The organism is Bradyrhizobium sp. 155, assembly GCF_023101105.1.
Classification (GTDB): domain Bacteria; phylum Pseudomonadota; class Alphaproteobacteria; order Rhizobiales; family Xanthobacteraceae; genus Bradyrhizobium; species Bradyrhizobium canariense_D.
This window is the reverse complement of record NZ_CP064705.1, coordinates 185,090-207,440: the sequence shown is the minus strand read 5'-3', so window position 1 is coordinate 207,440 and position 22,351 is coordinate 185,090. Positions and strand designations below refer to the sequence as shown.

Annotated in this window: 20 protein-coding genes and 2 pseudogenes; 10 read left to right on the top strand and 12 right to left on the bottom strand. The window is 60.3% G+C overall.

Annotated features, from left to right (window positions below):
* Nucleotides 1-41 precede the first annotated feature (41 nt).
* On the bottom strand, nucleotides 42-3,197 hold the full coding sequence (locus IVA93_RS38420; RefSeq protein ID WP_247790085.1) for an efflux RND transporter permease subunit: 3,156 nt from the start codon (nucleotides 3,195-3,197) through the stop codon (nucleotides 42-44).
* A 201-nt stretch (nucleotides 3,198-3,398) separates the two neighbouring features.
* On the opposite strand from IVA93_RS38420, the gene IVA93_RS38415 reads away from it, so the two are divergent.
* Nucleotides 3,399-4,322 (top strand): LysR family transcriptional regulator, encoded by a 924-nt coding sequence (locus tag IVA93_RS38415; protein ID WP_247452583.1) that lies wholly within the window; start codon nucleotides 3,399-3,401, stop codon nucleotides 4,320-4,322.
* A 118-nt stretch (nucleotides 4,323-4,440) separates the two neighbouring features.
* Here the strand turns inward: IVA93_RS38415 and IVA93_RS38410 are convergent, their stop codons facing one another.
* The 3 genes from IVA93_RS38410 to IVA93_RS38400 all read right to left on the bottom strand — a co-directional run bounded on the left by IVA93_RS38410 (nucleotide 4,441) and on the right by IVA93_RS38400 (nucleotide 6,546).
* Nucleotides 4,441-5,211: a COG4705 family protein gene (locus tag IVA93_RS38410; RefSeq protein ID WP_247790084.1), complete on the bottom strand. Its 771-nt coding sequence runs from the start codon at nucleotides 5,209-5,211 to the stop codon at nucleotides 4,441-4,443.
* 92 nt (nucleotides 5,212-5,303) lie between these two features.
* A complete protein-coding gene (locus IVA93_RS38405) occupies nucleotides 5,304-5,696 on the bottom strand; it encodes a hypothetical protein (protein ID WP_247790083.1) in 393 nt (130 codons plus the stop codon).
* Between the two features lie 67 nt (nucleotides 5,697-5,763).
* Nucleotides 5,764-6,546: a COG4705 family protein gene (locus tag IVA93_RS38400; RefSeq protein ID WP_524536885.1), complete on the bottom strand. Its 783-nt coding sequence runs from the start codon at nucleotides 6,544-6,546 to the stop codon at nucleotides 5,764-5,766.
* 281 nt (nucleotides 6,547-6,827) lie between these two features.
* Here IVA93_RS38400 and IVA93_RS38395 point away from each other — a divergent pair, with 281 nt between their 5' ends.
* Both IVA93_RS38395 and IVA93_RS38390 read left to right on the top strand, forming a co-directional pair.
* A complete protein-coding gene (locus IVA93_RS38395; protein WP_247790081.1) occupies nucleotides 6,828-7,490 on the top strand; it encodes a response regulator transcription factor in 663 nt (220 codons plus the stop codon).
* Nucleotides 7,487-8,827, top strand: coding sequence for a sensor histidine kinase (locus tag IVA93_RS38390; RefSeq protein ID WP_247790080.1), 1,341 nt, complete (start codon nucleotides 7,487-7,489; stop codon nucleotides 8,825-8,827). Before IVA93_RS38395 ends, IVA93_RS38390 begins: the two co-directional genes overlap by 4 nt.
* 451 nt (nucleotides 8,828-9,278) lie before the next feature.
* Here the strand turns inward: IVA93_RS38390 and IVA93_RS41440 are convergent, their stop codons facing one another.
* The 4 genes and pseudogenes from IVA93_RS41440 to IVA93_RS38370 all read right to left on the bottom strand — a co-directional run bounded on the left by IVA93_RS41440 (nucleotide 9,279) and on the right by IVA93_RS38370 (nucleotide 11,217).
* Nucleotides 9,279-9,641: a helix-turn-helix domain-containing protein gene (locus IVA93_RS41440; RefSeq protein WP_524536888.1), complete on the bottom strand. Its 363-nt coding sequence runs from the start codon at nucleotides 9,639-9,641 to the stop codon at nucleotides 9,279-9,281.
* Nucleotides 9,629-10,182: pseudogene (locus IVA93_RS38380) on the bottom strand (DDE-type integrase/transposase/recombinase); the annotation flags it as partial. The gene IVA93_RS41440 and the pseudogene IVA93_RS38380, both read right to left, overlap by 13 nt.
* 278 nt (nucleotides 10,183-10,460) lie before the next feature.
* Nucleotides 10,461-10,985 (bottom strand): LuxR C-terminal-related transcriptional regulator, encoded by a 525-nt coding sequence (locus tag IVA93_RS38375; protein WP_247790098.1) that lies wholly within the window; start codon nucleotides 10,983-10,985, stop codon nucleotides 10,461-10,463.
* Nucleotides 10,986-11,067: 82 nt separating this feature from the next.
* Nucleotides 11,068-11,217: a hypothetical protein gene (locus IVA93_RS38370; RefSeq protein ID WP_247452578.1), complete on the bottom strand. Its 150-nt coding sequence runs from the start codon at nucleotides 11,215-11,217 to the stop codon at nucleotides 11,068-11,070.
* A 963-nt stretch (nucleotides 11,218-12,180) separates the two neighbouring features.
* Here IVA93_RS38370 and IVA93_RS38365 point away from each other — a divergent pair.
* The 3 genes from IVA93_RS38365 (at nucleotide 12,181) to IVA93_RS38355 (ending at nucleotide 14,024) form a co-directional block, all read left to right on the top strand.
* Entirely contained in the window at nucleotides 12,181-12,978 is a 798-nt protein-coding gene (locus tag IVA93_RS38365; protein ID WP_247790097.1) for an MBL fold metallo-hydrolase, read from the top strand.
* Between the two features lie 346 nt (nucleotides 12,979-13,324).
* The gene (locus IVA93_RS38360) at nucleotides 13,325-13,489 is read left to right on the top strand and encodes a hypothetical protein (protein ID WP_247372112.1); all 165 of its coding nucleotides are present in this window, start codon (nucleotides 13,325-13,327) and stop codon (nucleotides 13,487-13,489) included.
* A 325-nt stretch (nucleotides 13,490-13,814) separates the two neighbouring features.
* Nucleotides 13,815-14,024: a hypothetical protein gene (locus IVA93_RS38355; protein ID WP_247370064.1), complete on the top strand. Its 210-nt coding sequence runs from the start codon at nucleotides 13,815-13,817 to the stop codon at nucleotides 14,022-14,024.
* Here the strand turns inward: IVA93_RS38355 and IVA93_RS38350 are convergent.
* From IVA93_RS38350 to IVA93_RS38340, 4 genes and pseudogenes are all read right to left on the bottom strand, one after another.
* Nucleotides 13,950-14,768: a UPF0182 family protein gene (locus IVA93_RS38350; RefSeq protein ID WP_253075723.1), complete on the bottom strand. Its 819-nt coding sequence runs from the start codon at nucleotides 14,766-14,768 to the stop codon at nucleotides 13,950-13,952. The genes IVA93_RS38355 and IVA93_RS38350 overlap by 75 nt on opposite strands.
* A gap of 191 nt (nucleotides 14,769-14,959) precedes the next feature.
* Nucleotides 14,960-15,160, bottom strand: a pseudogene (locus IVA93_RS40705) (UPF0182 family protein); the annotation flags it as partial.
* Between the two features lie 730 nt (nucleotides 15,161-15,890).
* A complete protein-coding gene (locus IVA93_RS38345) occupies nucleotides 15,891-16,754 on the bottom strand; it encodes a complex I NDUFA9 subunit family protein (protein WP_247372114.1) in 864 nt (287 codons plus the stop codon).
* Between the two features lie 33 nt (nucleotides 16,755-16,787).
* Nucleotides 16,788-17,684, bottom strand: coding sequence for a DUF2189 domain-containing protein (locus IVA93_RS38340; RefSeq protein ID WP_247790079.1), 897 nt, complete (start codon nucleotides 17,682-17,684; stop codon nucleotides 16,788-16,790).
* Between the two features lie 543 nt (nucleotides 17,685-18,227).
* Between IVA93_RS38340 and coxB the strand changes: the two genes are divergently transcribed.
* The 4 genes from coxB (at nucleotide 18,228) to IVA93_RS38320 (ending at nucleotide 22,351) form a co-directional block, all read left to right on the top strand.
* Entirely contained in the window at nucleotides 18,228-19,061 is an 834-nt protein-coding gene (gene coxB / locus IVA93_RS38335; protein WP_247370042.1) for a cytochrome c oxidase subunit II, read from the top strand.
* Between the two features lie 74 nt (nucleotides 19,062-19,135).
* On the top strand, nucleotides 19,136-20,911 hold the full coding sequence (gene ctaD, locus IVA93_RS38330; RefSeq protein ID WP_247370044.1) for a cytochrome c oxidase subunit I: 1,776 nt from the start codon (nucleotides 19,136-19,138) through the stop codon (nucleotides 20,909-20,911).
* Nucleotides 20,908-21,612 carry a cytochrome c oxidase subunit 3 gene (locus IVA93_RS38325; protein ID WP_247370046.1) on the top strand — a complete coding sequence of 235 codons (705 nt, stop codon included), beginning with the start codon at nucleotides 20,908-20,910 and terminating at the stop codon, nucleotides 21,610-21,612. Before ctaD ends, IVA93_RS38325 begins: the two co-directional genes overlap by 4 nt.
* Before the next feature lie 16 nt (nucleotides 21,613-21,628).
* On the top strand, nucleotides 21,629-22,351 hold the full coding sequence (locus IVA93_RS38320) for a heme-copper oxidase subunit III family protein (RefSeq protein WP_247370047.1): 723 nt from the start codon (nucleotides 21,629-21,631) through the stop codon (nucleotides 22,349-22,351).

Here is a 22,351-nt window from a genome sequence, read left to right as displayed (position 1 = left end):
TTGTCTCCACTCAATGCGATTGTATCGTTGCGCCGTCTGGCTCACTTGCCGCGCGGGGCTTTCCGGCCATGCACCAGGCTGAAGATCGTGGGCACCAGAAACAGCGTCGCGCAGGTGGCAAAGATCAGCCCGCCGATCACGGCCCGCCCCAGCGGCTGGTTCTGTCCGGGCTCGATCGCCATCGGCAGCATGCCGATCACCATGGCGAGCGCCGTCATCAGCACCGGACGAAACCGCGAACCGCCCGCCTCGAACGCCGCTGCCATCGCTTTCGCACCGGCAGCCATCTGCTCGCGGGCAAAACTGATCACCAGAATGCTGTTGGCCGTCGCCACCCCCATGCACATGATGGCGCCGGTCAGCGCGGGAACCGAAAGCGTCGTGCCGGTGCCGAACAGCATCCAGACGATCCCGGCCAGTGCGGTCGGCAGCGCCATGACGATGACGAACGGATCGACCCAGGACTGGAAGTTGATGACGATCAGCAAATAGATCAGCACGATCGCCGCCGCGAGGCCGACGAACAGCTGCTGATAGGCGCTTGTCATCGTGCTCACCTGGCCACGCAGTGCGAAGCTTGCGCCCTTGGGGAGATCCTTTGCGGTGTCGTGGATGGCGGTCCGGATATCCGATGCCAGTGCGCCGAGATCGCGTCCCTGCGGCGTTGCATAGATGTCGATCACAGGCGCAACGTTGTAGTGCGACACCACCGCATTGCTGTTGGCGCGCTGGACCTGCGCCAGGCCGCCGAGCAGCTGGGTATTGGCGGCCGCGGCCGACGTCACCGGAATGTTTTGCAGGCCGGTCATGCTGTCGATATCCCGCTGCGGGGTCTGCACCGATACCGCGTACGACACGCCGTTGGCCGGATTGAGCCAATAGGTCGGAGCGGACTGCGAGCTTCCCGACAGCGTCGTCAGCATCGCGGTGGCGACGTCTTTTTCGGTCAGGCCCACCAGCGAGGTCAGCGAGCGGTCGACATTGACGTCCAGCGTCGGCTGCTGAAACGCCTGCTGGATGCGCGCATCCGCGATCCCCGGAATCGCCCTGATTTTCGTCAGCAGCGCATTGGCATATTTGCGATTGGCCGCAAGGTCGCTGCCGGCGACCTGCAGGTCGATCGGCGCCGGCACGCCGAAGTTGAGCACTTGGCTGACGATATCAGCCGGAAGGAAGGCGAAACTGGTACCCGGAAATTGCTGCGGCAGTTTTTCCCGCATGGTCTTGATGTAGTCGTCGGTCGGCGCATGGTTGGGCTTGAGGCTGATCAGGATGTCGGCGTCGCCGACGCCGATGGTGCCGGAATTGTTGTAGGCCATGTTGATGCCGGAGACCGAAAGCCCGATATTGCTCACGATGCCGCCGAGTTCGTTGGACGGAATGATGCCGTGAATGGCCGCGCCGATCCGATCGGTCAGGCTGGTCGTCTCTTCGATCCGCGTTCCCGTCGGGGCCCGGATATGCAGCTTGATCTGGCCGCCGTCGACGGTCGGGAAGAAGTCCTGGCCGAGTGAGGGTGCGAGGCCGAACGACAGGATGCTGAAAGCCATGAATCCGGCGATCACCTTGATCCGGTTCCCCAGGCAGAGCTGCAGCAGGCCGAGATAGACTTTTCGCACGTTTTCGAACATGTGCTCAAAACCGCGCTGGAAGCGCGCGAGCGGATTGCGGCTGGCCTTTGCGTGGGCAGCCTCATCGGACGAGCCGTGGACGTGTTGATTGCGCAACAGATAGTTCGCCAGCGTCGGGACCAGCGTGCGTGACAGGACGTAGGAAGCGGCCAGCGCCAGCATCACCGCTTCGGCAAGCGGCCGAAACAAATAACCGGCGACGCCGCCAAGCCCGAACATCGGCACGAAGGCGATGCAAATGCAAAGCAGCGAGACGGTCGCCGGCACCACGATCTGCTGGGCGCCATCGAGAATGGCGGGCTCGATCTCCTTGCCCTGCTCAAGATGCCAGTTGATGTTCTCGATGGTGACGGTGGCGTCGTCGACCAGAATACCGACCGCGAGCGCCAGGCCGCCGAGCGTCATGACGTTGATGGTTTCGCCCAACAGCGAAAGGCCGGTCAACGCCGCCAGGATCGCCAGCGGGATCGAGAGCGTGATGATCAACGTCGAGCGCCAGCTACCAAGGAACAGCAGGATCATCGCGCCCGTCAGTGCCGCCGCGATCACGCCTTCTCTGACCACGCTGGATACCGCATCGGTCACGAAAACCGACTGATCGCCCACCGCGGTCAACTTCAGGCTGCTTGGCAACGTCTGCGACACCGATGGCAGCAGGCGCTTGACGCCGTTGATGATGTCGAGCGTTGAGCTGGCGCCCGACTTCATGATCGTCAGCAGAACGGCGCTGGCACCGTTGACGTGAACGGCATTGGTCTGCGGCGGACTGCCATCATGCACATAGGCGACGTCCCGCATATAGATGACGGTGCCGTTGACGGTCTTGACCGGAAGGTCGTTGAAAGCCTGCACCGCCTTCGGCGAGTCGTTCAAATTGACGGTATATTCGTAGGAGCCGATTTTCTGCGTTCCCACCGGCGTGATCAGGTTCTGCAGCGAAAGCGCGTTGATCACATCGTTGGCGGAAACGCCGTACTGATGCAGCGCCTGCTGATTGAGATCGGCCTGGACCTGGCGCACCTTGCCGCCAAAGGGAAGCGGCAACGCGGCGCCTGGAACCGGCGCCAGCGCTGGGCGGATGAAATTGAGTGCCGAGTCGAAAATCTGGGTCTCCGACATCTTGTCGCTTGAAAGCGCGAGCTGCAGGATCGGCACGCTCGAGGCGTTGAAGCTCAGGATCAACGGCGGCGTAATGCCGGGCGGCATCTGCTTCAGCACGGTCTGCGACATGCCGTTGACCTGCGCCAGCGCGGCATTGATGTTTACGGTCGGCTGAAAGAAGATCTTGATGATCCCGTAGTTTACGATTGACTGGGATTCGATGTGCTCGATATCGTTGACGCTGTTGGGCAGCGACCGCTCGTAGAACGTGACGATGCGGCCGGCCATGTCGTCGGCAGGCAGGCCGGTATAGCTGAACACCACGCTGATGACGGGAATGTTGATGTTCGGAAAGATGTCGGTCGGGGTCCGCAGCGCCGACGCCGTACCAAAAATCAGGATCAGCACCGCCATGACGACGAATGTATAGGGCCGCCGCAAGGCGAGCCGAACGATTCCAATCATGAGCTTCTCCCGTGTAAAACGATGTGCCGCCGCTGTAGCGCCCGATCGTTCGGGCGGCCCGGCCCACCTGCCGTTTCTCAGCCTCGCCAAACGCAATTGTCCAATCGACAATCACGAATCTAGGGTTGAGTTTCGCATTCGCACAATGCATTCTCTTCATCTTCACATGCGCGCTTTGAATTGTGTTGGAGTTCCAGTCGCTTGAGCAAGACAGCGCCCAGGTTAGCAGCGCTTGATCTAAATCTACTGGTGGTGTTCGACGCCATCATGCGGGACCGATCCGTCACGCGGGCGGGGCAACGACTGGGACTGAGCCAGCCTGCGATGAGCCATGCCCTGACGAGATTGCGTCACATGCTGAAAGATGAGCTCTTTATCCGCAGTCCTAACGGAATGGTGCCGACCCCGCGGGCCGACGAACTCGCCACGCCCATCAGAATCGCACTCGATGGGCTGCAGCAATCGCTTGAACCGGTGCAGTTCGATGCGTCAACGGCGACGGCATCATTCCGCATTGCCGTCGACAATTATGCTGCGATCGTTCTGGTCGCACCGATCGCGGCGCATGTTGCCCGAATTGCTCCCGGGGTGAAGCTGGATTTTCGGCCAAGCGGTACGCTGGACGTTCTCGATCAGCTTGATCGAAGCGAACTGCATCTGGCGATGGGGCCATCCGCCGCGACGGGCGAGCGCTTCTCGCGCAGGCGATTGCTGCAGGATCAGTTCGTCGTGGTACATCGCAAGGGTCATCCGAGCGCAAGGGCGCAGGAACTATCGGCCGAGAAACTGGCCGCGCTCCCCCAGCTAGAAATCTCGTCGGCTCAATTCGGCACCGATCTCGTCGAGAACGGGCCTGGACGATTAAAGCCTGGCCCAAGACCTGCGATGCGTGCGCCATTTCTGTCTGCCGCGCAGATTCTGGCGATGTCGGATTTGGTGTCTGTCCTTCCGCTCAACGTCGCCAAGAACATGACAAGGTCTCACCCCCTTGTTTTCCGTCGGCTGTCGCGTTCGCCCAAGCCGATCGAAGCTGCGATGATTTGGCTGCGACGGCTCGATAACCAGCCGGCACATGCTTGGCTGCGAGATGTCATCAGCAGCGTGACGAGCGAGCTTCGGGGTTGATAGACATTTTCCGGCGGAAACCCGGTTGCCATAGCGCGCGTGCGAAGAATGGGTGGGCCCCGGTTCGGCGCGATGCCCGCCTCGCTCTGCCGAATGTCTGCTTTTGCGCGCCACGTCGTCAAGCCGGATGGCCCGAGCGCTGCGGCACGAGCACGATCAACAGAACCATGATGGCAGCCAGCGAGGCCGACGCGGTGTATCGGCTGAGCGCCAGACCGCCGTGGTCGAGCGGCTTGTCGAGGAAGTCGCCAACAGTAGCCCCAAGCGGCCGGGTGAGCACGAACGCGACCCAGAACAGAACGGTCCGCGAAATTTTGGTCCAGAAGTAGGTCCCGATTACGACTGCGAGCCCGGCGGCAAACAGCAGCGCGCCGCCAGCATAGCCGAGCCCGGTCGAGTCGGCCATCCAGTCGCCCAGCGCGGTGCCCAAAGTCTGCGAGAACAGGATCGTCACCCAGTAGTAGCTCTCGGCCGACTTGGAGTTGATCGACCCGATCGAAACAGTTCCCATCGATCGATGCCAGAGCGCAAGCCAAACGACAAGCAGCGCGGCCAGGAGTGAGGAGCCGCCGAGATAGCCGATTCCAAGCGAGCGATCGACGAAATCGGCGAGCGTGGTGCCGACGGTGGTGGTCGCGACGATCACCGTCCAGTAAAGCAGCGGGTGAAATCGCTTCGCGCTCATCTGTGCGGTGACACCGGCGGCGAAGACCGCCGCAAAGATCGCCGTTCCAGCCAAATAGCCGAGATTCATCGACATCGTCACGGCGTCGCCGCCGGTCTCGCCGAGCGTCGTCGCGAGTATCTTGATGATCCAAAATCCCAGGGTGACTTCTGGAACCTTGCTCGCTCGCTCAGTGTCGACTGCGCTTTTGTAGTATTGATCCATGCTTATTCACTTCCGCTGGATGTCGACGGCGGGCGCGTGGCGCCGCCGTCGGCCATCTTCGATACGTGTCAACAATGCAACGCGGCCGAGCGTCAGGATTTCCCGACTGAATCCATGATGGACAGCAACTCAGCAACGGATTGCTTGCATTTAGTGGCCTCGGGGGTGCTGGCGCGTAGCGCTTCGAGCGCACGGTCGACGGTGTGCCAGTCGGCGGCGGCGCGCGGCTTCAAGGCGGCCTCTGCCTCATCCCATTGGGTCTCGAGATCCTTGATCCGCGTCTTGGCTTCCGCGAGGTCGCCCTTGTCGACCAGCGCTGAGACGTCGACGACAATGGTGCGGAACGGCGTCAGGTCGCCGAGCTTCGATGACATTGCCGCTTCGGCATGCGGTACGAACGAAATGTGCCCGTTGGCGTGCACGTTCGGCTCGCTTGTCGACACCGTCAGAAGGCCGACGGCCAGCGCCAGAATTGTCTTGTTCATGCGTGCTCTCCTCTTGGTCTTGCCCGCACGCGGTTGCGCGGGTTTCTAATGGACACTGAGATTGGAATCACCGCACCGGATCGGTCTTGCCGGTTCGCTCGCCTTCAAAGCTCACCCAGGCGACCAGTGCGACGATGACGGTGAGAAACCCAATGCTGGTGTAGATGGTGCCGAGGCCGAGGCCGCCGTATGTTCTGGACTGCGAAAGCAGGTCACCGAGCGAAGCGCCCAGCGGACGCGTGAGGACGTAGCCCAGCCAGAAGGTGAGAACCGGGTTGGCTCCGAGATGATAGGTAAGGGCGATGACCGCGATCAGCGCGCCAAATGCGACGACGCCGAGCTGAAAGCCGAGGCCGAGGGCTTCGGTCGCCAGATCCCCGGCAGCTGTCCCCAGTGCAAATGTGAAGAGGATCGCCCCCCAGTAGAATAGCTCGCGCCGCCTGGTGACGATGGTGTGAATTGAAAGCGTCCGCTCGACGCCGTACCAGATCGCGAAAGTCGCGGCCAAAGTGGCTGCGAAGACGGCCGTGCTGAAATAGAGGCTGACTTCGAGCTTGTCGGTGAGCAGGTCGGTGATCTGCGTGCCGACGACGCTGACGAGAACCACCGTCAGCCAATAAATCCAGGGAACGTACCTTCGCGCGCGGAGCTGCACGGCCAGCGCCGCGACGAGAAAGCCGACCGTGATCACGGTCGTCGTGCTTGCCTCAAGGCCGACATGCACGGTGAGATAGTCGGCCCCGGTCTCGCCAACCGTCGTCGATAGAATCTTGATGGTCCAGAAGATCGCCGTAACTTCTGGGACCTTGTTAGGCAGCAGTGGCAGATGGGGGTTCACCGCGGCGGGCACGTGATCTCTCTTCTCCAAGGAATGCATGTTCTAAGCCGATGCGGCACGATGACGACGCCAACTTAGGAGCGACTTAGGAGGAGATTGTGGGCCGATCGGACGCGCGTGTTGACCGCGCAATGCAATTGACGAGGCCCACTCTAAGTCTCCGCTAAGTCGGGATGGGGAGAACGATACCGGTTCCAAGCCGGAGCATTTGGCCGTGCGCGACGAGAAGCACGGCATCCCAGGGTGCAATGTCCCATGAGGAAGTAACTGCGCATCAAAACAGAGGCGTCGAAATGCGGGTTTTGCTGATTGAGGACGACAAGATGGTAGGCGCGGCCGTTGAGCAGGCGCTTAGGGATGCTGCCTATGCGGTGGATTGGGTGACCGATGGCGAGACCGCCATCCACGTTGCGGAGAGTGAGGCTTACGAGGTAGCGCTGCTCGATCTAGGGCTCCCGCTGGCTGATGGCCGAGAGGTGCTGCGCCGGCTTCGCGCGCTCGGCCGCAAGCTTCCGGTCATCATTGTGACCGCGCGGGACGGCGTTGACGACCGCATCGATGGCCTCGATCTCGGCGCGGACGACTATCTGGTAAAGCCGTTCGAGATTCGCGAATTGCTGGCGCGCATGCGCGCGGTGCTTCGCCGCGAAGGCAGTGGTTCACCGGCGCTGCTCAGCAATGGCACGCTTCATTTGGATCCTGCGACGCGCGAAGCTTCGTTCCACGGCGAGGCATCGCTGCTTACCGCCCGCGAGTTCGCGCTGCTTTCGGCGCTGTTGGCGCGGCCGGGTACGATCCTGTCGCGCAGCGAGATAGAGCGGCAAATCTACGGCTGGAACGAGGAAGTCGAGAGCAATGCGATCGAATTCCTGATCCATACCATCCGTAAGAAACTGGGCGCCACAGTGATCCGCAACGTGCGCGGTGTCGGCTGGATGGTGGACCGCTCGTTATGACAAAGTCCCTGCGCGCTCGTCTTTTCGTCGGCTTGACGGCGGTTATCTTGCTTGCAGGGTGCATCGGTGGCGCGTTCACCTACCTCTGGGCGTTCGACGAGGCGATCGAGATGCAGGATTCGACCCTGATCCAGATCGGCAGCCTGTTGCAGAACGGCAGCGTCAAGAGCGACCAGTCACTCGGCGGCGTTGATGCGGACGCGGAGGTTGATGTCACAGAATTGGGGATGGCGCCGCATGGCTCGGCCGAGGAGCGGCTACTCTGGAGCCACCAGGACGGACTGCACGTGGTGTCGCGCATCGGTCAGTCGGTGCGGGTGCTACTGCGGACCCGGCCTGACGGAAGCCGATTTGCCGTGACACAGCTGACCGACGTCAGAGATGACATAGCGAGCAGCATGGCGATCCGCACGCTGCTCCCGATCGCCGCGTTGATTCCCTGCTTGCTGCTGGTCGCGGCGTTGGTCGTCGCGGGATCGCTGCGCCCGATGGTCCGATTGGCCGGTGATCTCGACTTAAGACATGCGGATGACATGACCCCGCTCCCGCTAGCGGACACGCCAAAGGAACTTCATCCGTTCATCGCATTCATCAATGGGCTATTGGAGCGAATGAAACTGATGATGGATCAGCAGCGGCGTTTTGTCGCCGATGCTGCGCATGAACTGCGGACGCCCATCACCGCGCTTAGTTTGCAGGCAGAGAATCTCGATCCGGCCGATCTTCCCGAGCAAGCGCGCGAACGCCTCGGCGCGCTCAAGCAGGGCATACGCCGCACCAAGCATCTTCTTGAGCAACTGCTCGCGCTGGCGCGACATGAGGCCGGCCCGAACGGTGAAGCCACCGTGGTCCCGCTAGACCGCACCGTGAAGGATTTGGTGGCGGATCTGGTGCCAGAGGCGGCGCGCAAGGGAATAGATCTTGGCTTCCAGTTGATTGAACCGATCGCGATCAAGGGCGAGCCCATGATGGTCGCGACGATGGTACGGAACCTGCTCGACAATGCCGTGCGCTTCACGCCGCAAGGCGGACGGGTCGACATTGGGGTCTACCGCGAGGGCAAGGAAGCGGTGGTGCAGATCGAAGATACCGGACCAGGTATCCCGTCCGGCGACATCGATCGGATATTCGAGCCGTTCTTCCGCGGCAGCCGACCGGCTGAAGATGGTATCGGGCTGGGCCTCTCGATCGTAAAACGCATCGTTGACCGCCTCGGGGGGATAATTGTGCTGGAGAATATTTCGGACGGCCGTCCGAAAGGTCTTCGAGCAACCGTCCGCCTCCCGGCCATGTACCGAAGTGATCCTAGGGAGGAAAGTCCCCTCTCTATATCGTAGCTAAGTCGTTCCACTTAAGGACTCTCCCGTCGCTTTTTCGAATGACGCCAAATCCAACGACGTCTAAAGACGGGAGAATCGCAATGATCATGCAGACAAACGTCGACCGAGTTCTTCGGCACGAAGCAGTGGTTGGAAATCCCGAGATCGGCTTCGAGACTTTTGTGCCCGTATTTATGATGTCGTCTATCGGGCTAACGCTTAGTCTCTTGATAGTAGCTCTGGTCGCGCGTTAGCCGGCGAAGTTCTCCGCGCCCCCAAAGCGTTATCAGCGACAGAGATTGAACGCTTGGGCCGTGCTGAGGGCGGCCTGGGTCGTTCGCGTCGGTTTTGGCATGTCCGCGACATGTCCGGTTGTTCGCGCTCCGTAATTCTTCGATTCGGCCTCGTCCTTTCCGCGACGCAGGTCCGAGATTGAACCAGACCACCGTTGGATACCGAGCACGAGAAATCAATCCACAAATTCAATCCACAAACGTCTTTCGATCGCCGCCGCCATCGCGAACTTCCACTTCAAGCTATGTTGTATTTTGTTCGAAAGGTCTCGTTTTCTTGCCTCAGCCCCTTGGCCCCAAATGGCAGGGAGCAGGCGCCTGGAGTGTGGTGCCTCAAGAGGTTGTCCTTGGTCAAACCGAGCCGTGGCTGGCGGGGTTTGGCTCGGCGATGAATGGGGCCTGGAGGAGCGATCACGCAACCCCTCCACACCTTCTGCGAGGAACCGCTTGACCCATTTGGCGACGGTCTTCGGCGTCTTGTTGAACTGGAAAGCGGCGTCGGCTTTGCTCAGCCCGCCCTCGACCACGCTTCGGACCAGTCCCGAAGCGCGGTCTGGATGAAGCGCTCGGCCTTGCCGTTTGTTCTGGGCGTGTAAGGCTTGGTGCGGATGTGCTTGATGCCTAGGTCACGGCAAGCGTCGCGGAAGGCGAAGGACTGGTAGCAACCGCCATTGTCGGTCATGACGCGCGTTACGGTGACGCCGAGGCTCTTGTAATAAGCCACAGCCGCCTTGAGAAAGGGAACAGCGCCGTCCGCCGTCTCGTCGGGCATGATCTCGGAGAAGGCCACGCGGGAATGGTCGTCAATGCGGACGTGGACGAAATCCCAATCAGCGCCACGGCTCTTGTTCGGGCCACTCGGATCGCCGGTGATGCGGTGGCCGACACGCTCGAACCGCCCAAGCGGTCGATGTGGAGCATCTCACCTGGGGTCTCGCGCTCGTAGCGCCGCTCCGGCTCGGCCGGCTCCAGGTCGCCTATCCGGTTTAATCCCAAACGGCGCAGGACGCGGCTGACGGTGGCCGTTGACACCTAGATCTCGGCTGCGATCTGCTTGCCGGTGTGGCGCTGCCGTCGCAACGTCTCGATGACTGTGCACGACCTTTGGACGTCAAAGGCGCATTCTTGTAGACGTTCATCTGGTCTTGGAACACTGAAGCTTCTCAGCCTCAGCTTCCTCGGTTCAGACCTCGCGGCCGGAGGCCGTCGAAACCGATCGACATACGCGAGGAATGAAGCTGCCTCATCACTCCGACCGCTCATGGCATTTACAGAGCTTCCCGAAGCGCAAAGAGGAAGGCCAAGGCCAGAGCCCATGGCTTCGCTGGACAAGCTTGAATCAGGCGGCGCTACCCCTTTCAGGCGTGTTGGCCGGACTGGCGCACCCTCTGAGATGCCATGACCGCGGACACGCGGTTCGTGGCGCCGCACTTGTGCATGATGCTGCTCATGTAGTGCTTGACGGTCTTTTCGCTGATCTTGAGTTTCTCGGCGACCATCCTGTTGGTGGCGCCGTTCTCGACCTCCGCGATGATCTGCAGTTCGCGATGGCTGAGACCCAGGTCGATCGACCCCACCTCCTTGTGCTGAACCGCCGAAAGCAGCCGCGCCGGAAACTCCGGCGAGACGAACGAGGACTCATTCTTGAAGACGGCCCAGATTGCGGCCTTCAATTCAATCGCGCTGACCCCCTTCAGGATGTAGCCGTGGGCGCCCGCGTTCAGGGCGGCGATGCCAGTCTGCGGATCGTCGCAGGCGGTAAGTATCACGCAGTGCGTTCCGGGGAATTCCACGCACAACTGCTTGAGCCTCTCCAGGCTGTCGCCGGGAATCCCGAGATCGAGAATCATGATGTTCGGGCGATGTGCCTTCGCTACATCCAGAGCGTCTGCGGATGAGACACCTTCGGCTACGACCTGGCGCGAGGTGCGTGAACGGGCGCGGGCGGACGCTTCCCACTCCGCGTCAGAAAGCTCCGAAATTCAAGTCGAAGCTGATGACAGCGACGAGTGAGAGCAGCAGCCCCAGGACGCAGAAGATCGCGACCGTCTTGAACTCTTGGCTGACCGTATTTGAGCCGGCCGCGCCAACTAGCGTTCTTGCCTCTGCGTCCATTGTTAGGGTCCTTCGACGAAATGGGAGATAAGATCATAGCAGACGCCCAATACGAGACGTGTGAACTGGTTCTCACGGGTCCGGTCGAGGGCAGAACGAACTCCTCGCAATCTACGCGATCGCAGGGGTACCCCTGCCGCGACGAAGATCGCTGGAATGAACTAAATGGATCAGGCGGAGGATACCTGCTGAACAAGGTAGATGGTGTGAATCGGCATCGACATAGCGAATGAGCTTGCAATCGCGCGGCTGCCGTGGTGATCGGATTGTGTTGTGCGATGTCGCTTTTTGGCCCGCGGGAGAAGGGACCAGGAAGCGGAATAGGTCGGCTGTATCGAATAGACCGGATGGGCGGCGCAGCCCTCGACCGACGCGGTTGACCCTGACCGGACATGGACGCCGCCCCTCGAAGCCACCCGTTGGGAAGGACAGTAACTTTGCTATATCGCGAAGTCGCAGCTCAGGCCGGTAGTTCTCTTGACCTAGCGTAAGTTGAGATGATCATATTGACGTGAGACGCCCGACCTTCGGAGCGAAACGCTCCTGTGGTCCCGCGCCTTCTGTTTATGGCCTCGAGTTGGCAGAACGGGGAGGTAGCAAATGGCTGTCGATTATACCTCAACCTCAATCGTGCTATCAGAAGCAGGCCCCCAGGGGCCTCGACGGCAGTTTTTCTGCGACGAGATTGGACGGCGAGAATTTGTCTGCAGCGGAGGCGCCAGTGTCTTAAGCGTGATACTTGCTACGCTCCTCGCTGGCTCGAAGTCGGTCCGGGCGCCGAGGCCGTCGCCGGACCGTTGCCTGAGCTCGACCGCATAGCTGTTCGGATAGTGATCGACAGCTATCAGTTCGCTGTCGCACCGAGCAGGAAGCTACCCAACCTTGACGTCCAGCACTTTGGCTGGAGTCTCAGCGACAAGCCGCCCCGCAGAACGTTGGTCAGCGAATTCGGCCTTGCGACGCATGTCGAGTCGACGCGGCAACGAGACGCGCAACGTCCTAGTTGATTTCGGTTTCACGCCGGAAGCCCTTCTCAACAACACGAGCTTGCTTGGTATTGACCCGGCGGCCATCGACGCACTTGTGCTCAGCCACGGACACCAGGACCACTTTGGCGGTCTCGTCGGTTTCTTGCAGGCGCATAGTGGCAAGCTAAAGCCCAAACTGCCGTTGTTTGTCGGCGGCGAAGGATGTTTCTGCGCGCGCGAGTGGGCTGCACCTCCGGTGCGGGGCAGCTTCGGCGTCATCGACCGCAAAGCACTCGAGGAGGTAGACCTCGCCGTAACAGTCGCAGCCAGACCTGCCCTGGTTGCGGATCACGCCGTCGCCACGGGGCAGATCAGTCAGAAGACCTTCGAGAAGGTACTGTCACCGAGCGCAATGACCATTGGTTTCGACCGCGGCATCGGCTGTTATCCCGAGCGCCTCAGCGAGGCGGAACGTACTGCGCCCGTCGTACCGGATCAGTTTCAGCACGAGATCGCGACGGCGTTTAATTTGAAAGGACGGGGGCTTGTCGTCCTAACTTCATGCAGCCATCGCGGCGTGGTCAACGCGATCAAGGAAGCTCAAGCCGCCTCCGGCGTGGAAAAAATTCATGCGGTGATAGGGGGCTTTCATCTCGCGCCCTATCAAGAGGACTACGTTCGAGATACGGTCAAGGCACTTCAGGAAATCGATCCGACTTACGTGATTCCGCTGCATTGTACGGGGAGCCATTTTACGAAGCCGCGCGGGCTGCGATGCCGACAAAGCTCTTAGGCGCGTACACGGGAACGCGATTGGTTTTCGAGCCGTGAGATCGGACCTGATAGGTCTAGCTGACGATGCCCCTAGTTGAGGGCAAAGCGGACTTTCCAGTTGCCACTCAGACTTTTGAGTTTGACCACAGGCGACGTCGCCCGGTTCTGCCAGACGGCAAGTGGCCCCTTTGAGACTTGCCCGCCTGTCCGGAGAATGTCCGTTCACCGGCAGGGGTAGACCGGAAGTCGCCGTAATCCGGTCAAACCTACGCGAATGACCCATCCCGGACCTCCGCGGTTGGCGGGCCGGCTTGCTCAATTGAATCGGAGCAATGTGTATCTTCCGTACCCATCGGGGGACGGGTATGAGACGGCGCGATTTCAAGACGTTGGTCAGCGGAGCGGCATTGGCATGCCCGCTGATGGCTGGCGTGCAACAGCAGAAGCAGGTCTTTCGGATCGGATTTCTTGAAACTGATGGCGGCACGCCATTTTCCAGAATTCGTCAGTCTCCTGAATTGGCTCCCTGAGTATTTCGTTCTACCTTCCTTAGAAATCACATCCGGCTGATCGTTGCTGTTCGAGCTCCTGGCATGTCCGATCCGCACGGGACGGGTACAAGCGATCCTCCTGTCTCGTGCCGTCCACGGCATCGCTGTATTAACTGCCTAGCGCGCCCAATTTGGCGAAATTCCGAGCTTGCATCAGTTCGTTCCAAATCCGGAACGCCATGACGCAAAATTCGCGGGCGTTGCAGATTTACAACCCGCACAGCCGTTCGAGATACTAAGCTCGTCCATTGAGACGACCAAACATATTTCATTCTTAGTTCAAGATGAGCAGCGGGGTCGAAAGGTGTTTGATGTCTATCGCAATGACAAGCGCGACTTGCTCGTTCTAAGTACGGGCTCTGGCGTACCCGTGCTTTACTCTGCACATAAGTGGCGCAAGAGCAGAAAAAGAGTTCTCAAGGTCAGCGACGAAATCAAGTCAGCCGTTCGGGCACAAGGCTACTATCTCCGCAGCCTGCGGGCCGCCAAGGAGCGAAGGATCGAGGTCGAGTAGGTCGGGGGCCGGTGATCTCCACCTGCAAGCCTTGTTGGCGTCGAGCGTCTTGAAGCTAAGCTTCTGTTCGGCGGCGAACGGCTTGGCTGCGATCTGATCGAGATTGTATGCCTGCCGGGTCAGGGCGATGTTGCGTTCGATATAGGGCCTTTCCAGCTCTAATTCGCTTGGCTTGACGAAGAACTGCAGGAACAGCAGGGGAATCACGCCCGACAGCACGAAAGACCCGATCACGACAAGCAGGAACGCGGCTGCAGGAAGCTGGCAGGTGCGCACCCGCACGTTTGCCCATGCGGCGAACGCCGCGACGACCGAAAGTCCGATCATCAACCACAAGACCGGTAGCCCCACGTGGACATCGGTGTAGCTTGCGCCGACGACCACGCCGTTATCGCCGTAGAGCAGCAGATAGCGATCGAGACCATAGGACCAGGCCTTCACCGCGAAGAGAAGACCGAGCAGCGCCGAGCCGTGGGCAATCACCGTCGATGGCATTGATCGGCGATGAGAGTCGTATTCGATATCGCCGTGCACCCAGTAGATCACCGCGGCGAAGAGCGCGCTCAGAACGAGCGCGAGCATCGTCCAGTTCTTGATGAGGATGTAGGCGGGCAGCGAGAATAGATAAAAGCCGATGTCCTTGTTGTAGAGCGGATCGTCTGCGCCATATGGCACCTGATAAACAAACCGCAGCAAGACGCCCCAATTGCCAACTTCTGCAGCGGCGACAAGCAGGGCGAGCAAAGCTGCCCGCCTGCGATCAACCGGGGCCACGGCAGTCGATCGCGTACAAGCGCAAGCAGATCTGGCGGCGCGTTGTCCGCGCGTTCCACGCCGGACCGGTGACAAGCTGTGTCGACTGTCGTCGGGCAAAGCAGTGCGAACCATCCGTTCAGCCAAAGTATGACAGCGGTTCCGGTCCAGACCGCAAGAAAGACGGCAGCTTTGGCGCCGATTGTTGTCCAGAAAACCTGCAGATAACCGATCGAGGAAAACCACAGCCAGTCGACCAAGAAGTCGCTCGCGAGCCAGAGCAGGAACAGGCAAACCCCAATGACGACGGCCGCAATGATGAGCCCGACCACGGCACTTTGCCTTGGTACCTTCCGTTCGGGTCCGGTAATCCCGATCGTCATGGTTTGATCGTAGCAGAAATGAGGGATGTCCGCCGTTTGATTCGTGGTGGGGATTGCGCCTCAAGGCGGGCGGCGCAAGCGCTCGAAACTGCGTCGCCGGGGCCCCGGAGCAGTGCAAAGTGGCAAATTGAAATGGCCCAGGCCGGCTGGCTGAGGCTAAAGGCCGGCCCCCGACACCAGCAGGAGGGCACCGATTGCCATAAGGATAATGCCTGGCCAGTTCGCTCCGACCCCCAGGAATCCCAGGCCGCGCCGTGTCGGCTCCAGAGTATCGCCAGCCGGCCGACTAAGCGATCCCCGCCAAATAGTAGCGCGTACCATGTACAAGAATCCGCCTAGAACGAGCAGAGCGCCAAGTCCCATCAGCACCATTCTCGCCTCCACAATTCATCGCTGCCATGCACAACGAGTCGGGATTCAAGCGCCGGGAGGTACAATTCGTTCCGGGTACCTAAAGGGTGTTTCGCCCCGTCGCAGCAACGATCCCTGCGATCGCAAGGCCGTTTCCGCGCATGGAAGCTTTGGCGAGCTTCAAGGGCGAGGACGATCCCGGGCACTTCGGCCTGAAGGTGTTCGCGGTGGAGAAAATCCACGTGCTGACCGATCAAGCGGAGGCAGAGCAAGAAACCGCAATGCTAGTGGGCAAGTTGGACGCACGCTGCGCGGGTGGGCGGACTACTTCAAGGTAGGCACCGTCAGCCGTCGAAGCGGATTAGCCGCGGAGCCTCTTTCATCCTCGATGCGATGATATCCTCTGGAGGATTTCCTCGATCGAATGTGGCGAAATGCCTAGGTCGGCAAATCCAGGCATCTCCGGTGATGGCACGGAGTCGATCCGCATCAGCTCCACCTGGTTACGCGTAAGGGGCAGGCCAGGGAGTATCTCGGAGGCCCAGGCCAGCGCGTGCCAAATGGCAAACGGCATTGGAATCAGGAGAGGCGCGAGGCCAGCTTGATGCGCGATCGCTCCGAGCAGTTGCTCGTAGGAGTAGGAGGTCGGGCCGCCGAATTCAAAGACCGACGGGCAAGTCTCCGTTCGCTCCATGATTCGGGCAACCGCCTCCGCAACATCTTCGACATAGGCCGGTTGCAATCTGGTCCGACCGCGGCCGAACATCGGATAGATCGGAAGCCGACGAAGAAGCTTGAGGATGGTGTTGAGAAACGCGTCGTCCGGTCCGAACATCACAGCGGGGCGGACGATAAATGCATCGGCGAATTCCGCGCTGACCGCGCGTTCACCTTCGCCGCGCTTTCGGATGTAGTGGGATAGCGAGGCGGCATCGGCACCGATCCCCGAAACGTGAACAAGCCGTTCGACTCCGGCCCGGCGAGCCTGGGCTGCTACAAGTTGAGCCGCCTCGACGTGAATGGAGTAAAAAGTCTCCCGTCCACGCTCGCGATAAAGGCTGACTGCGTTGACGGCGCCGTAGGCGCCAGCCAGCGCATTCGCGACGGATCGCTCGTCGTGAATGTTGGCCGCTATGGATTGAAGCTGCACGTCCGGATGCCGTGACGCGATCCGGACGGGAAATTCGTGATCGCACAAATGGCGAACGATGCGGTTGCCGAGAAACCCGGTTCCGCCGAACACAATGATGGTGCGCCCGTTCGTTGCTGCCTCCGGCTAGCGTTCGTGGCTCCATGGGAAGAGTGAGGCCGGGAAATCCGCCGCATAGCGGTGACCTATCGGCGGGCGCGGCTGTTCTTCGGGCGGATTCGGGTCAGGCTCGACCACCTTCCGATAAAGATGCCAGGTGGCATGACCGAGCACCGGCAGAACGACAGCGAGACCGACGAAGAACGGTAGCGAGCCGATCGCCAGCAATACCGCAACAACCAGACCCCATGCCGCCATCGGAACTGGATTTTCCCTCACGGCCCGCAGCGACGTCCGGATTGCGTCGATTGCAGTCGCATGCCGGTCGAGCATCAGCGGAAACGACACAACACTGACGCACAGGGCCACGACGGCGAACAGAAATCCGACGCCGCAGCCGACGATGATGAGCGACCATCCTTCCGGCGTCGTCAAAATACGCATCGCGAAGTCAGGGATGCGTGCAGCCGGAGCGTGGCCGAAGGTTGCAATGTAGATCGCGTCCGCGGCGGCGATCCAGACCCCGAACAGAACCAGCAGGAGGGTGCCGAGTTCGAGCATGGCGCCGAAAGACGGTGCGCGCAACACGTGCATGGCATCCCATGCTGCTGCTTCCTCTCCGCGCTCCCGGCGCCGGCTGAGTTCGTAGAGGCCGAGCGCGGCAAAAGGACCGATCAGGGTAAAGCCGGCGGCGAGCGGAAAGAGCAGCGGCAGCACCGAATAGCCGATCACAAGTCTGAACAGGACAATTCCGAGGACGGGATAAATCACGCACAGGACGACGGCGTGAGTTGGGATCGCCTTGAAGTCCTCCCAACCCAGGCGCAACGCGTTGCCCAAATCGGAAAGGCTGATCTTGCGAACGACAAAGGCGGTAGAGACGCCAAATACGTCTAGCTTGGATCTTGCGAATACTGTGGTCATGGCTCCGGGCTCCTTGCCTGTGGTCGCAGGGGAACGGAGCGCTCTCAAAACGCGCGCAACCGTCTCATCCGCGAAAATCGCGATCGAGCCCGGCAAATCAGGTTCAACGTGAAGGAGCCTTGCCGGACGACATCTGTCGCGACCGGTAAAGTGAAATTAGTCCGATATACGATAGAAGCAAGACATAGCGATCGCGGTTGGGTGATTTGTGCGTCTGCACACATCGATTATTGCGCTGCATCATCAAATGCCGGTGCCAATGGATTGCGCGTCAGACTCGCAAAGCAAGGGCGTGACAGGACCTTCCATTGAGCTATTGACGGTAGGCTCAACGGGGGCCATCTTAAAGTTCTGAACGCCACCAGCTCCCGTGAAATGAGCGGTCGTGACGTGCAGTTCGTGTCAACCCTTTACGTCGCGACCGGTCGAATGGGCGAGGCAATAGGCACGATGATGGCGCATATGAAATTCGCCATCGCGACAGACGTGAGCTCCGCCCTTTAACTCGTATCCGCAGCCCTCGGTGGCAAGGATGCATAAAGGATGGCTGTAGCGATCATACTGCTTTTGGTAGCGATCGCCTCGGTGCTGTTTCACATTTTCAGCCCGTGGTGGTGGACCCCGCTTGCCTCAAACTGGCGCTACATCGACGACACCATAACCCTGACATTCTGGATCACTGGGGCGGTTTTCTTCGCGGTCGTCGCATTCATGGCCTATTGCGTCTTCCGCTTTCGACACACGGAGGGAAGGCGGGCAGACTACAATCCCGAGAACAAGAAGCTCGAATGGTGGCTCAGCGTCGGGACTGCAATCGGCGTCGCAGCCATGCTGGCACCCGGCCTGGTTGTCTGGCACCAGTTCGTCACAGTTCCAGCCGATGCGACCGAGGTCGAGGTCATGGGACAGCAGTGGCAATGGAGCTATCGGCTTCCCGGAAAGGACGGCCGGCTCGGGACTTCCGATGCCCGCAATGTCAGTTCCGACAATCCCATGGGGTTGAGTCCCGACGATCCCGCCGGACAAGACGATGTCGTCATTCAAAATGACGAGTTGCACCTGCCGCTTGGGAAACCGGTGAAGCTATTGCTCCGCTCGATTGACGTCCTGCATGATTTCTATGTGCCGGAGTTTCGCGCGAAGATGGATATGATACCGGGCTCGGTCACATATTACTGGTTCACGCCCACGCGCACCGGAACATTCGAGGTTCTCTGCGCGGAACTCTGCGGTGCCGCGCACGCGCAGATGCGGAGCAAGGTCATCGTAGACGAAGAGAAAGACTATCACGCGTGGCTGGAGAAGCAGCGGACGTTCGCCGAGTTATCGCAACAGCGCAACGTCGCGAAAGCTGCCTACAAGCCAGGAAGCGAATGAAAATACCGACGAGGAGTGCCGCATAGCGAACGGCGAACTCTTCGTTGAAGAGAGAGACCAAGGAGGGAATTCCGATGGTCGATGTCCCGTTTGACACCGTGGCAGGCGTCCCGCCCGCCGAAGTGGGCGAGGTCGAGCTCTATCATCCGAGAAGCTGGTGGACGAGGTACGTCTTTTCGCAGGACGCCAAGGTCATCGCCGTCCAGTACTCGATCACGGCGATGTCCATTGGAATGGTTGCGCTGGTGCTGTCATGGCTGATGCGGCTGCAACTCGGATTCCCCGGCACGTTTTCGTTCATCGATCCGAACCAGTATCTCCAGTTTATCACCATGCACGGCATGATCATGGTGATCTATCTTCTCACCGCGCTGTTCCTCGGCGGCTTCGGCAACTACCTTATCCCGCTGATGGTCGGCGCCCGGGACATGGTGTTCCCCTATGTGAACATGCTGAGCTACTGGGTCTACCTGCTCGCGGTCGTGGTGCTGGCCTCGACCTTTTTCGTGCCCGGCGGGCCCACCGGCGCCGGCTGGACGCTGTACCCGCCGCAGGCGATTCTCTCCGGTACTCCCGGGCAGGATTGGGGCATCGTTCTCATGCTGGCCTCCCTGATCCTGTTCATCATCGGCTTCACCATGGGCGGGCTGAATTACGTGGTGACCGTGCTGCAGGCGCGCACGCGCGGCATGACGTTGATGCGTTTACCCTTGACGGTGTGGGGCATCTTCACGGCCACCGTCATGGCGCTGCTGGCCTTCCCGGCGCTGTTCGTCGCTTCGGTGATGTTGCTGCTCGACCGCCTGCTGGGAACCAGCTTCTTCATGCCGACGCTGGTCGAGATGGGCACGCTGACGAAATACGGGGGTGGCAGCCCGATCCTGTTCCAGCATCTGTTCTGGTTCTTCGGTCATCCCGAGGTCTACATCGTCGCCTTGCCGGCCTTCGGCATCATTTCCGATCTGATCAGCGTCCATGCCCGGAAGAACATCTTCGGCTATCGCATGATGGTCTGGGCGATCGTCGCGATCGGCGCGCTCAGCTTCGTCGTGTGGGCGCACCACATGTATGTGAGCGGCATGCACCCGTATTTCGGGTTCTTCTTCGCCACCACGACGCTCATCATCGCGATCCCGACCGCGATCAAGGTTTACAATTGGGTGCTGACCCTTTGGCGAGGCGACATTCATCTCACCATCCCGATGCTGTTCGCGCTGGCGTTCATCATCACCTTCGTAAACGGCGGCTTGACCGGCCTGTTTCTCGGCAACGTGGTCGTAGACGTTCCGTTGTCCGACACGATGTTCGTTGTCGCTCATTTTCACATGGTGATGGGTATTGCGCCGATCATGGCGGTGTTCGGCGGAATCTATCATTGGTACCCGAAAGTCACCGGACGAATGCTCAATGAGGCGCTTGGACGATTCCACTTCTGGGTCTCGTTCCTCGGCGCCTATGCGATTTTCTTCCCCATGCACTATCTGGGCCTGTTGGGTATGCCCCGCCGCTATCACGACATCGGCGAAACGGCCTTCGTTCCGGCATCCGCCCATGACCTCAATGCGTTCATGAGCGTCGCGGCCCTGATCGTCGGCTTCGCCCAGCTCGTGTTCCTGTTCAATCTGATCTGGAGCCTGTTCAAAGGAAAAGAGGCCGGCGGCAATCCCTGGGGCGCCGCGTCGCTGGAATGGCAAACGCCAGAGACCCCGCCGGGGCATGGCAACTGGGGCAAGGAGCTCCCGATCGTCCATCGCTGGGCCTACGATTACAGCGTCCCCGGCGCCGCCATGGATTTCGTGCCGCAAAATGAACCGCCGGCCGGATTGTCGGCGCAAGGGCCCCACGCATGAGCGCCATCATCCTGTTCATGGCTGGAATAGCCGCAATTGCGGGATGGTGGCTCTCGCAACAGCGGCTGGCAGCCAAGCCATGGCTGGAGGAAGGCGTGATGGTCGATCTTCGCGAGGAGAGTACCTCGTCCCTGCCGGCGGCGAAGCTCGGATTGGGCGTATTTCTCGCGGTCGTCGGCTCGCTATTCGCACTCTTCATCAGCGCCTACTCGATGCGCATGAACATGGTGGACTGGCGGACGCTGCCAGTGCCAGCGCTGTTGTGGTTCAACACCGGCGTCCTGGTCTTGAGCAGTGTGGCACTGCAATGGGCGTATATGGCCGCGCGCCGCGACGACATCGACGGCATAAGCATCGGCCTGTGCGCCGGTGGAGCGTCCGCCATTACATTCCTTGTCGGGCAACTGCTGGCGTGGCGCCAGCTGAGTGGCGCCGGGTACTTCCTGGCGTCCAATCCAGCCAATTCGTTCTTCTACCTGATCACCGCTGTGCACGGGCTGCATCTGATGGGCGGTCTGGTGGCGCTCGGTAGAACGACTGCCAAGGTATTGCGTGGCGCCGAGGCGAGCCAAATTCGTCTGAGCGTGGAACTCTGCACTATCTACTGGCACTTCCTGCTGTTGGTCTGGCTAGTCCTGGTCGGCCTGCTGACGGGCTGGACAGACAATTTCGTCGACATCTGTCGCCAGTTGCTGAGCTAGGGAGGCAAGGGACCAGATGGCAGAAACGGCGCTGATAAACAACGTAGAACCGCCGGCGCGGCCTGCAGGTTGGCGTGGCATCGCCGCCGATTGGTCCTCGGATCAGCGCGCCTTCAAGAACGTTTCCTGGGGGAAGGCCATGATGTGGATCTTCCTCCTCAGCGACACCTTCATCTTCAGTTGTTTCCTGTTGTCGTACATGACGGCGCGAATGTCCACGACCGTGCCGTGGCCCAATCCCAGCGAGGTCTTCGCCCTCACGATCGGGGAAAAGAAAATCCCGCTCATCCTGATTGCGATCATGACCTTCATCCTGATCAGCAGCAGCGGGACGATGGCGATGGCCGTCAACTTCGGTTATCGCCGCGACCGCGTGAAGACGGCGGCCTTGATGTTGGCCACAGCAGCATTCGGCGCAACGTTCGTCGGAATGCAAGCCTTTGAATGGACCAAGCTGATCATGGAAGGCGTCCGGCCCTGGGGCAATCCCTGGGGTGCGGCGCAGTTTGGTTCGAGCTTCTTCATGATCACTGGCTTCCACGGCACCCATGTAACGATCGGCGTGATTTTCCTGATCGCCATTGCGCGAAAGGTTTTGCGGGGAGACTTCGATGTCGAAAGGCGCGGCTTTTTCACAAGTCGGAAAGGGCATTACGAGATCGTCGAGATCACCGGTCTGTACTGGCACTTCGTCGATCTCGTGTGGGTGTTCATCTTTGCGCTTTTTTATCTCTGGTGA